The following is an 11,074-nucleotide window of genomic DNA, read 5'->3' as shown; positions in this document are numbered from 1 at the left end:
TGAGCCGCAGGAACGCAGCTCGCGATCCGTGCGGCGCTGCAGCACCACGGGCACCTGGTTGTCGCGCGACCCGCGCCCGCAGCGGCTCGAACTCCGACTGGTTCCCCGACCTGACGCGCCAGGTGTGGTCTGCCGCAGCGTCCCTCGGTCGTCGCCAACGACGACTCGGCGATCGCCACCAGGCGGTCGGCCAGCACCGCGGTCGTAGTACGCCTCGGTCACATCGAGGGTGAGCTTGGCGCGCTGCGAGCCGAGCTCGATCTCCGCCGAGCGACGGCCAGCCGCCGCCGAGCGCACCTCCGCCTGCACGCGCCCGGCCGACCAGAGCGTCAGCGGAAACCGTTCGCCGCGAGCTGGTATTGGTTCTTGGCGCCAAGCCCGCGCGAGAAGTCGATCCCCTCCGCCGCTCGAGGCGCATCGCGAGTATAGCTCAGCCCGGACAGGCGCTGCGCCTCCGTGGCCCCCGCGGTCGCGAGGTGGCGGTGTACAGGGCTGGAAATAGGTCGTGGTGTCCGACGCGGTGGGACCGAGGGACTCTCGGCCCAGGCTGTGCCGTTGGGCCGCTGGACTGGAAGACCGGAGAACTGCGTGGCGAGCGTACGGGTGTCCCCGCCGTGCCATTCACCTGCGGCAGGTACTGGGAGCGCGCCCGCATCTGCTGTCCTTGCGCGCGCGTGACGCCAGCCTGCGCGATGCTGGCAGCGCTTCGCTCTGCAGTCTGCGACAGCCGCAACGCATCCTCGAGCGAGAGGATCGAGGCCCCTGCGCGTGAATCCGGCAGGGCCGTAGAATCGCCACCGCCGGCGCCGTCGAGAGACCTGGTGCACGGACTTCTGTAGAAGAGAGCGTAAAGGAGGGAATCGGTTGTCCTCAGGCCGCCTCGCTGTCGGTCGTGCGACACCGCGGCGCGGGCAAGGAGGTGCGTTTGACTCAGAACGCCGAGAGCGCGAAGGAAGACGCGGACGTATCGCGTGGACGCCTCGTGTTCGCGGGCTGAGGGTAGATGGTGGGGGAGACATCGCGCGACATCGCGTCGGCGAAGATCGCGCTGAAGGCATCGGGCACGCGGTGACGACGTCGCCGCCACCTAGGCCGTGAGAATTGCGCCACGACTCGCGTGGAGTAGCAGACCAACTCGTTGAAGTGCGGTGTCTGGCCGTTGCAGAGGTGCGGCGCCATTTCGGGGTGCTCCTCCAGATCGGCCATCGTTTTCGGATCATCGCCCGCATCTCGCGCAGGACCACCGTATGTCCATCGCACCATGCGGCCAACTCACGGAGCGGATCGACGGGGTGCTCCGGCAGGGAGACCGTCCCCATCGGGTCCTGGCAGGAGATCGCCTCTGCGATGAGCTGGGCCTTGGAGCCGAACAGGCGAAAGAGGGTGACCTCGTTCACCCCGGCCTCATCGGCGATGCGGCGCGTCGTCGCGCCGCGAAAGCCGACTTCGGCATAGATCCGACTCGCCGCGAGCAGGAGTTTGTCTCGGTTGTCCATAGATCCTGGAAATGAATTGCCGGGATGTCCCGGCACGCAAGCAAGTACTTGCATCTAACGAACGACCTCGGAGGCGAGTTTCAGCGAAGTTGGACATCCCGCGCGTCGAACTCTCATCGGTCCGGGCAGACCGCGCATCGGTCGAACGACTCACCGGGGCCCGCAGCGGGGGCCGCCGAGGCCTCCGTGGGAAGCGATTCCATTGCGGAGTCGGCACGACAGGCGTGACGATTCGTGGCGGTGTCGTAACGCCCGCCACGCGGGCCGCGCGCGCCCAGGGCGGTCGGTCCCAGCCGTCCTGCCACCCGGATTCTTCAACGCGGTGTGCAGGTCGCCAGAACCGAAACATTCGTTTGCTGCGTTTACCGCAACTCAATACTGCCAAGGCGCTTGGGAAAGTTCTTCATGTGCAACTGGACCGACTGTCGGACGGAACGGCTCCCGAAAGCCCGGCCTCGTGTTCCGGCGAAATGAGCCGAAACTGTGTGTTGGATCACCTGTGGCACCGCTCCTGCTTTTCCAGCGGGCATCGGTTCCACCTCGAATCGTCCCCGTCGGAGCGCATCGTGACCCGCAGAACTGGATTCACCTTCGCCGAGATCCTCGTCGCGATGGCTGTCTTCAGCGTCCTCCACCGCGGTCGCCGTCCCAAGTACCACTCCATGCGCGGGCAAGGCCTTCACGGCGGCCCTCAAGGCCGACCTCGCCGAGCTCAGGGATCGCCGAGGAGGGTTCTGGCGGAGAACCACTTATACGACGGACCCGACGCAGCTCGACTGGCGCGCGACGAGCGACGTGCGCATCACCATCACCGCGAGTGACCCGTTCGCCGGCTTCGACGCGACGGCGCTCCACGTGAAGCTCACCGGGACGCAGTGCACCATGTCGGTCGGGCGGGTCACCGCGGCCGGAACGCCTTCAGGCGACATCAGCTGCGGCGCCGCCACGGGACTCGCCGCCGGGCACGGGAGCGCTAATCACGCCGTAGTCCACCGCCTGGCGGACGGCCCTTCCTACACGAACGCCGCGCTCGATCACGGGCGCGGCGTTCTTCGTATCACGCGAGTGGGGCGGTGCCTAACGTTCGGCGCGCGGAATCACGAGACGCTCGGCGGTGTGCGTCGCCGAAAACGACGCGACCTTGTTGTCGACCAGTCCGGCGCGGCGTCCGGCCGCGAACACCTCGACGTCACGTAGCGTCGCCTCCTTCCCCTTCCGGTGCACGACCCAGATGGCGCCGTTGGGGACAAGCGTCCCCTTCAGGGCTTCGAGGCGCTCCAGCGCGGTCTGGTTCTCGGCACCGTACACGATCATGTCACTCTTCGGGGTCGCTCGGGTCGCGTACGAACCAATGCGGCGTTCGAGCTGCGCGAGGAAGTCCGCGTCGTCCACGTTGATGACGACCTTCATCCCTTCCGAGACCCCCAGCTTGTCGAGCAGCGACCGGGGATTCCGAATCTTGGCCAGCCACTTCGCGGCCATCCCTTCTGCCAGATGCAAGAAGGCCGGCCCTTCCGGGTGCTCCAGGACGAGCGCGTTGCCCTGGATCTCCACGCGCGACAACTCGGAGAGGAGGAACTTCGCGTTCTTCGTCTTGCCACGGAACGCGATGTGGTCACTCTCCAGGAGCGCCTTGCCCACGAGTTTTCGCCGGGCGCGTTCGAGGGTGCAGTTGGTCTCTAGACCCATTGCCGGGGACGAAGGAGAGACGGGACGACGACACAACGACGACAGGACGACGGGAATCATGGTGCTCGGGTACCGCTTCCGGAACCTCTTCCCCGCTTCGGCATAGCAGGGTCGGGGCCGCCGGTTAGCTTCCGCGTCGTCCGCCACCCTCCCTCCCCCCCGTGAGCGAGCTGCAGGAGCGCGTCCAGGCTGCCGTCGGAAGCGGATACCGCGTCGAGCGCGAGCTCGGCGGCGGCGGCATGAGTCGCGTCTACCTCGCGACGGAAGTCGCCCTCGGCCGTTCCGTCGTCATCAAGCTGCTGGCCCCCGAGCTCACGAGCGATGTGCTCGCCGCCCGATTCCGGCGCGAGTTCCAGGTGACGGCCGTCCTCGGCAGCACCCGGCACATCCTCCCCGTCCTCTCCACCGGGACCAATGGGGGGCTCCTCTACTTCATCACGCCCTACATCGAGGAGTCGTTGCGGCACCGCCTGCGGCGCGAGGGACGGCTCCAGGTCGAAGACGCCGTGCGCATCCTCACCGAGTTGGGGAGCGCCCTGGCCTTCGCGCACGAGAAGGGGATCGTGCACCGCGACCTCAAGCCCGAGAACGTCCTGCTCTCGGATGGACACGCCGTCCTTGCCGACTTCGGGATCTCGGCGGTGCTGGCGCGCCCCGCAACCCCTCCACCAGGCGGGGACGACGCGCGCCTGACGGAGGGAGGGATCGCCGTCGGGACCCCCGGCTACATGTCGCCGGAACAGGCCGCAGGCGACGCCGACATCGACGGGCGCTCGGACCTCTACTCGCTGGCGATCATCGGCTACGAGATGCTCACGGGCGCCCCGCCGTTCACGGGTGACTCACCGGGGGCGGTCACGTCGGCGCCCCTCAACGCGCCGCCAAAGCCGGTGCGGGGCTCCGCGCCGACACGCCGCGAGGCGTGGCGGACGCGTTAGGCAAGGCGCTGGCCAAGCGCCCCGCCGATCGGTTCCAGGGGGCCGGCGCCTTCGGCGACGCACTGGCGACTTCCCCTGTCGGGGCGCGCGGCGGCGCCTGCCCGCCCGGCGCCGGCTCGCACTCGTCCCTTGGCGTCGCCACCCTCGCGACGCTGGCCGGCGTCGCCTTCCTGCGCCGAGAGAGCGCCCCGAGGCCCCCAACGCCAACCTGGTCGCCATCGCCCCGTTCGAGGCGTTAGGCACCGACCTCGGCGTCTGGCGCGAGGGGTTGGTCGACCTCCTCACCAGCAACCTCGATGGCGCGGGGCCGCTGCGTGTCGTCCCGCCCTCGGTGGTGCTGCGCCGTGCCCCCGCGCGCATGGACCGCACCGGCGCCCGCCAGCTCGCCGAGCGCACACGCGCCGGCATTACCATCTACGGGAGCCTGATCGCCTCGGGGCGCGACTCGGTGCGGGTGACCGCGACGATCGTCGAAACGGCGACCGGACGCGCGACCGACGTGCAGTGGCGTGATGAGACGGCGCGCATGGATCGCCTCGCCGACTCGCTCTCGATGGCCATCCTGCGCGAGCTCGGGCGCACGCGCGCCATCGGGGCCACTCGCCTCGCATCGTTAGGCTCGTCCTCGCTCCCCGCCCTCAAGGCCTACCTCCAGGGGGAGCAGTCCTACCGGCGCAGCGACTGGGACTCGGCCGCCTCCCACTACCAGCGAGCCGTCGCCCTCGACTCCACCTTCGCCCCCGCCCTCCGCCACCTCAGCAACGCGCTCGGCTGGCGCCTGACGCCGCAGCTCGAACTCTCCAACGAGGGGTACCGCTACGCCCTGCAGGCCGGGGCGCTTAATCGGGGGCTCGCCCCTCGCGAGTCGCTCCTCGTCGCCGCCGACTCGATCTTCGCCGCGTTGCAACTGTCGGATCCCCGGCAATCCATGCCCCCCCGCACCGCCCTGGTGCGCCGCGTCACCGCACTCCTCGACGACGGGGTGCGCCGCTTTCCCGACGACCCGGAGATGTGGTTCAAGTTCGGCGACGTGCACTATCACTTCACCCGCTTCGTCTTTCCCTCGCAGAGCACGATGCGAACGGCCCGCGACGCCTTCGAGCGCGCCATCGCCCTCGACACGGCCTTCGCCCCGGCCTACATCCACCACCTCGAACTCGCCGCGCACGACCAGGACGTGGCGACCATGCGCCGGTCGGCACTCGCGTACCTCGCCCTCGGTCCGCACGACGTGCATGGGCGCAGCGTGCGCCTCGTGCAGCAACTCATGGACTCACGCGCACGGCCGTCTGCCGCCGGTGACTCCGTCGTCGCGAGCGCCGGCGCCGAGGTCCTGCAGTCGGCCTTCTCCGTGCTCGTCCCGCTCATGGACTCGGCCGAAACGCAGGTATCCATGTCGCGCTCGCTGTACGAGGCATCTCGTGCCGGTCGTGCCCCCGCCAACCTGGCACGCGAGGCGCGCACGGCCTACGCCTCCACGCTGTTGCTGCGCGGTCATGTGGCACAGGCGCTGGCGCTGGCCGACTCGACGCAGGCCATCGCGCTACTCGAGGCGACGCTGTTGCGCGCCGTGCGCCCCGACAGCGCCGCACGAATCTTCGATGGATGGCTCGACGACCCGCGCCCGCCGGGTCGGATTGCCGCCGCCTCGGTCTATTGGTCGCTGAGCGGCGACGGCGTGCGCCTCGAACGCGCCATGCAGCTGGCGGCGGCCGGCAGGATCCCGGGCTTCCCCTCGCCGCTGATCCCGGGACTGCGCGCCTTGGCACGTGGCGACACCAGCACCGCCATCGTCGCGCTCACCTTCGCCGACTCCGCGTGCGCGGGGTGGTGCTGGGAAGCGCGTCTTCCGCTCGCCTTCCTCCTGTCGGCCACGAAGCGTGACAGAGAAGCCGCCGCCATCCTCGACCAGGACTTTCTGGCGTGGCCCGCGCTGCGGATCCTGTGGATGCTCGAGCGCGCTCGCGTGAACGAACGGCTGGGGGTTCGCCCCAAGGCCATCGACGCGTATCTCTATGTGGCCAACGCGTGGCGTCATGCCGATGCGGCGCTGCAACCGTACGTGAGCGAAGCGCGGCGCGGATCGACGCGACTCAGCAGCGATCCGTCGCGCAGCTGACGTCCGCGCAGCTGACGTCCGCACCGCCACCACCCTACCTCGACCCGTCATCGTTTCGCCCACGCCGAATGCGCATCGCCTTCGTCACGTATCGCGCCCTCCCCCAACTCAGCGAAGACGACCGTCTCGCCGTGACCGAGCTCCGGCAGCATGGCGTGGCCGTGGAGAGTGCGGTGTGGGACTCACCGCTGGTGGACTGGTCGCGATACGACGGCATCGTCGTCCGGTCCGCGTGGGACTATCATCTCCGTCCGGACGACTTCGAGGCCTGGCTCGCGCACATCGAGCGCCTCGGGATTCCGCTCTGGAATCCGGCCGGGGTCCTGCGGTGGAACATGGACAAGCGATACCTGCTCGACCTCGCGGTTCGCGGGGTATCGACCGTTCCCACCGTGGCAATCGAGCGCGGTGATCCGGCGACGCTCGCCGAGGTCCTGGGCGACACCGGATGGACCGACGTGGTCTACAAGCCGTGCGTCTCCGCGTCGGGGTTTCGGACCGCGCGCGCCCGCGCCGGAGAGCACGCGGCGCACGAAGCCGACTTCGCGGCGCTGGTCGCCGCCCGCGATACGATCGTACAGCCCTTTGTCCCCGCCATTCTCGACGATGGGGAGTGGTCGCTCATCTACTTCAGCGGGCAGTACAGTCACGCCGTGAAGAAGCGCCCTCGCGCCGGCGAGTTCCGCGTGCAGTCGGACTTTGGCGGGAGCGTGATGGCCGAGGCGCCGCGCGCCGGGCTGGTGGCGCAGGCGGAGGACGTGCTGGCGCACCTCCCAGGACAGTGGCTCTACGCGCGTGTGGACGCGTGCGAGGTCGACGGCGAGTTGATGCTCATGGAGCTGGAGATGGTCGAGCCCGACCTCTTCCTGGCCTTCCACCCTTCGGCGCCGCGTCGGCTCGCCGCGGCGATCCGTCAGCTGGTGGCGGGGCGGCATACTCCGATCTCGTTCACGCCGCGCTCCGTCACGCCGCCACGGGGTTCGCCGGGCTGACACCGGCGATCACGAGGCCAAGGGCCGCCGTCGCATTTCAAGGCCCCGTCACTGGTGCGCGCGGCACTCCCCGCATAGGGCACGGCGCTCTGTTGGACACGCACCGCAGCGTTTTGCCGAAGGCGTTGTGCCGCAACTACTTGCCGAGGCGCGACGGCGAGGCACGCGCAATGCCCCCTGACCTACCGCATCCATCGCGGACTACAGGGAGACAGCAACATGCGCACGATCCTGCTCGGCATCGTCTTTGGTGGCACCGTGCTCCACGCCCCCATCGTGCAAGGACAGCAACCGGTCGCGGGACGCGCGATCGTCGGCGCGCGGGCGTCGCTGACGGGGATGATCCGTGATGAACACGGCGTCCCGCACCCCGACGCCTACGTCTCGCTCCCGGTCCTCGAGCGAACCATCGTCTCAGACAGCAGGGGCGAGTTTCGCTTCATCGGGCTCCCCGCTACCACCGTCGTGGTGACGGTGCGCGCGATCGGGCACCAACCAATCTCGCGGCAGGTGGTGCTTAGGCCAGGCCAGGAGGAGCGGCTCGACATCACGCTCACCCCCGCGACGGTGACGTTGGTCCCGGTGGTGGTGACGGGCGCGGCCACCGCCAGCGATCCCACGACTCCGCTCGACGTGGCCGCCATCGATCCCGACAAGCTCAAGGCGGTCACGACGGCGTCGCTCGGCAAGACGCTCGAGCGCGTTCCCGGCGTAGCGACGATCACGACGGGACCGATGGCAGGAAACCCGGTGCTGCGCGGCATGAGCCAGGGACAGGTGCGCCTCACCCGCGACGGCGTGGCCATCGAGAGCTTCCAGGGGACGAGCCGCTGGACGCCTCCGATCGCCTTCGGTTCGGTGGATCGCATCGAGGTCATTCGCGGGCCGGCGAGCGTGCTGTATGGGTCGAGCGCCATGGGAGGCGCCATCAACTTCCTCCCGAAGGCGCTCCCTCGTGCCGAAGCGGGAGGCGCACGACTCGATGGGCTCGTCGAGACGCAGTACTTCTCCAACAATCGGGAGCGATACGGCAACGGCGAGATCAACGGCGCCATGGCGGGGGGACTCGGCTTCAGGGCCGGCGTCAGCCGCCGCGTCGCCGACAACTTCCGCACCGCCGATGCCCTCCCGTACGCGGTCACCAGGCAGAAGGGCGACCCGCTGGTCACCGGAGAGCTCGCCTACACCAACTACGACCAGCGCTCCCAGTACGGCCAGCTCGGGACGGCCGGTGACTGGGGACAGCTGCAATTGCTGTATGACGGCTTCACCGGCTACAACAACTTCGCCAACGCCAACGGCAAGCCCGCGGGCGTCGGCATGAACAACCACGAGCTGCGTCTGCGCGGGACCTTCCTGCGCGGTCCGCTGGTGGTGAAGCCGTCGATCACCCGCCAGCTGCTGCGCATCCAGCGCGCCGCGAGCGCCGCGAAGACCTTCGAGGAGGCGCGCGCCACCGCGACCTGGGACCAGGACCTCTCGCGCACCGTGACCACGGCGCGGGTCGAGACCGAGCACGCGGCCGTGCGGGGGATCGCCGGCAAGGTGGGCGTGGAGTACCAGCACCAGCGCGGCGTCACCCGCATGTCACGCATCGAGCCGTCGTCGCGCATCGACAACGTCGCCGCCTTCGCCTTCGAGGAGTATCGTCTGCCACGCGTGACGCTCTCGGCTGGCGCGCGCTACGACACGCGCCAGCAGGAGGCGCGAATCGGCACGCTGGTACGGGCACTGCCGGAGGCCCAGCGCGCCGCCGCCCTCGACCGCACCTTCTCGGTGCTCAACGGCTCGCTGGGCGCCGGCGTGCGCCTGACGAGCGGCCTGACCTGGACCACGAGCGTGAACAGCGGCTTTCGCGCCCCCGCAATCCAGGACCTGTACACGGACGAGAATCGCCCCGCCTTCGGCTGGCTGGAGGGGAATCCCACGCTCGATCCGGAGCGGTCGCTGAGCGTGGAGAGCGCGCTGCGCTACCAGGGGGCGCGCGCCACCGGCACGATCACCGTGTATCGCAATGCGGTGCAGGACTACATCTACATGGAGAACACAGGACGGACGCGCGTGGTCAACGGGACGACTCGCATCGTCTACAAGAACCTGCAGACGGATGCCCGCATCCGAGGCATCGAGGCGGGCGGCGAGCTCGAGCTCCTGCCGCGCGTCGTGCTCGAGGCGAGCGTCATGGCGTTGCGCAGCGAGAACCTCACCACGGGCGAAGCGCTCCCGCTCATGCCGGCCGACCAGCTGCGGGGGTCGCTGCGCTGGTCCCCGCGACCGTTCGCCTTCGTGAAGGCTCCCTACGCGCGCGTCGGCGGTCGCCACAGCCGCGCCAAGCGAATCGCCGGACGCACCGAGCCGTTCGCCGAATTCGACGACAATCCCGCGGGGTACGGCATCTCATCCACCCCGTCGTACTCGGTGTACGAGGCGGGCGTCGGTGGACGTGTCACCCTCGGGGGGCAGGCGCTCGATGTGCATCTCGAAGCGACCAACCTGTTCGACACCCCGTACCGCGACTTCCTCGACACGCAGAAGGGGTTCGCGCTGGCGCAGGGACGGAACGTCTCGCTCCGGCTCTCGGCGCCGCTGGCCTTGATGCGATAGCGAACGGACGGGAACTCCGCCAGACGCAACGACGCACGAGGGCCGTCCCGGGATGCCGGGGCGGCCCTCGATGCGTCAGCGTGCTGGTCGCGTTCGGCCGCGTCCCCTCGCGCGCATCCTCACCTTACCCGGTGCGAGCTGGGGCGTGCGTGCGCTGCGGTCAGGCGGTCGCCGGGTACGCGCGGGCCTTGGTGATCTGCACGGCGATGCGGCATCCGGGTTCGATGCCATGGAGGAGCGAGCTGCGGCGCGGGAACTGCGCGAAGAGGGGGCCCACGCCGTCGAGCGCGGCCTCGACCTTGACCCGGTCGCCTAACGCGTGCACGCGCCGAACCGTGGCCACGCCGTTGGCATCGTCGCGCCAGAACTTCAGGTCGTAGGAGCGCACGACCACGTGCACGGTGTTCCCGGGTGCCGAGCGATCGAGCGCGATGTCGAGCGGGCCGACGCGTGCCCCGGCCCCACTGGGCGTCCCGCTGAGGACGTTGGCTTCGCCGACGAAGCGGGCGACGAACTCGGTCGCCGGGTCGTCCATGATGTCGAGCGGGCTCCCGACCTGGTCGATGCGCCCCTTGTTCACCACGACCACGCGATCGGCGAGCGCGAACGCCTCCTCCTGGTCGTGCGTCACGAAGAGCGACGTCACGCCGGTCTCCTCGTGCAGCTCGCGGAGCCAGCGCCGCAGGTCGCCCCGCACCTTGGCGTCAAGGGCCGCGAACGGCTCGTCGAGCAGGAGGATCTTGGGATGGGGGGCGAGCGCACGCGCGAGGGCCACGCGCTGGCGCTGCCCTCCCGAGAGCTGCGACGGACGTCGCTTTTCCAGCCCGCTGAGCCCCACCAGGTGCAACAACTCGTGCACGCGGGCGTGCACCTCCTCCTTGGGAGCGTGCTGCGCCTCCAGCCCGAACGCCACGTTGTCCGCCACCGACATGTGACGAAAGAGCGCGTAGTGCTGGAAGACGAAGCCGACGCGACGCTCGCGCGGATGCTGACGGTCGACCACCTCGTCACCGAGCACGATCGACCCCTCGTCAGGCAGTTCGAGCCCGGCGATGATGCGCAGGATGGTGCTCTTCCCGCCCCCCGACGGACCGAGGAGCGCGACTAGCTCCCCCGATCGCACGTCGAAGGAGACGTCGTCGAGCGCGGTGTAGGCGCCGAAGCGCTTGCTGACATGCGAGACAGAGACGTTCACGCGTCGGGACTCCGGTCCTTGAATCGTTCGATGGCCAACAG

At 69.4% G+C, this 11,074-nt stretch carries 10 protein-coding genes; 6 read left to right on the top strand and 4 right to left on the bottom strand.

The genetic code is table 11. The features are described from left to right. Positions 1-329 precede the first annotated feature (329 nt). On the bottom strand, positions 330-1,496 hold the full coding sequence (locus tag IPN47_22190) for a TetR/AcrR family transcriptional regulator (protein ID MBK9410707.1): 1,167 nt from the start codon (positions 1,494-1,496) through the stop codon (positions 330-332). A 224-nt stretch (positions 1,497-1,720) separates the two neighbouring features. Between IPN47_22190 and IPN47_22185 the strand changes: the two genes are divergently transcribed. Beyond that, positions 1,721-2,317, top strand: a complete 597-nt coding sequence (locus IPN47_22185) for a prepilin-type N-terminal cleavage/methylation domain-containing protein (protein ID MBK9410706.1) — start codon at positions 1,721-1,723, stop codon at positions 2,315-2,317. Here the strand turns inward: IPN47_22185 and IPN47_22180 are convergent. Both IPN47_22180 and IPN47_22175 read right to left on the bottom strand, forming a co-directional pair. Beyond that, positions 2,246-2,425, bottom strand: a complete 180-nt coding sequence (locus IPN47_22180; GenBank protein ID MBK9410705.1) for a hypothetical protein — start codon at positions 2,423-2,425, stop codon at positions 2,246-2,248. The genes IPN47_22185 and IPN47_22180 overlap by 72 nt on opposite strands. 148 nt (positions 2,426-2,573) lie before the next feature. Further along, complete coding sequence (locus IPN47_22175; protein ID MBK9410704.1) at positions 2,574-3,185, bottom strand: DUF3052 family protein; 612 nt, start codon at positions 3,183-3,185, stop codon at positions 2,574-2,576. A 161-nt stretch (positions 3,186-3,346) separates the two neighbouring features. On the opposite strand from IPN47_22175, the gene IPN47_22170 reads away from it, so the two are divergent. The 5 genes from IPN47_22170 (at position 3,347) to IPN47_22150 (ending at position 9,838) form a co-directional block, all read left to right on the top strand. Then, on the top strand, positions 3,347-4,123 hold the full coding sequence (locus tag IPN47_22170) for a serine/threonine protein kinase (protein ID MBK9410703.1): 777 nt from the start codon (positions 3,347-3,349) through the stop codon (positions 4,121-4,123). Next, a complete protein-coding gene (locus IPN47_22165; GenBank protein MBK9410702.1) occupies positions 4,108-4,362 on the top strand; it encodes a hypothetical protein in 255 nt (84 codons plus the stop codon). Before IPN47_22170 ends, IPN47_22165 begins: the two co-directional genes overlap by 16 nt. A 29-nt stretch (positions 4,363-4,391) precedes the next feature. Then, positions 4,392-6,242: a hypothetical protein gene (locus IPN47_22160; protein MBK9410701.1), complete on the top strand. Its 1,851-nt coding sequence runs from the start codon at positions 4,392-4,394 to the stop codon at positions 6,240-6,242. 68 nt (positions 6,243-6,310) lie between these two features. Continuing rightward, positions 6,311-7,234: a hypothetical protein gene (locus IPN47_22155; GenBank protein ID MBK9410700.1), complete on the top strand. Its 924-nt coding sequence runs from the start codon at positions 6,311-6,313 to the stop codon at positions 7,232-7,234. A gap of 219 nt (positions 7,235-7,453) precedes the next feature. After that, complete coding sequence (locus IPN47_22150) at positions 7,454-9,838, top strand: TonB-dependent receptor (GenBank protein MBK9410699.1); 2,385 nt, start codon at positions 7,454-7,456, stop codon at positions 9,836-9,838. A gap of 160 nt (positions 9,839-9,998) precedes the next feature. Here IPN47_22150 and cysA read toward each other — a convergent pair whose 3' ends face one another. Continuing rightward, complete coding sequence (gene cysA / locus IPN47_22145) at positions 9,999-11,033, bottom strand: sulfate ABC transporter ATP-binding protein (GenBank protein ID MBK9410698.1); 1,035 nt, start codon at positions 11,031-11,033, stop codon at positions 9,999-10,001. Positions 11,034-11,074 lie beyond the last annotated feature (41 nt).

It is taken from the genome of Gemmatimonadota bacterium (assembly GCA_016719105.1).
GTDB lineage: Bacteria > Gemmatimonadota > Gemmatimonadetes > Gemmatimonadales > Gemmatimonadaceae > SCN-70-22.
The sequence above is the reverse complement of the archived record's forward strand: the minus strand, read 5'-3'. Positions and strand labels throughout refer to the sequence as shown.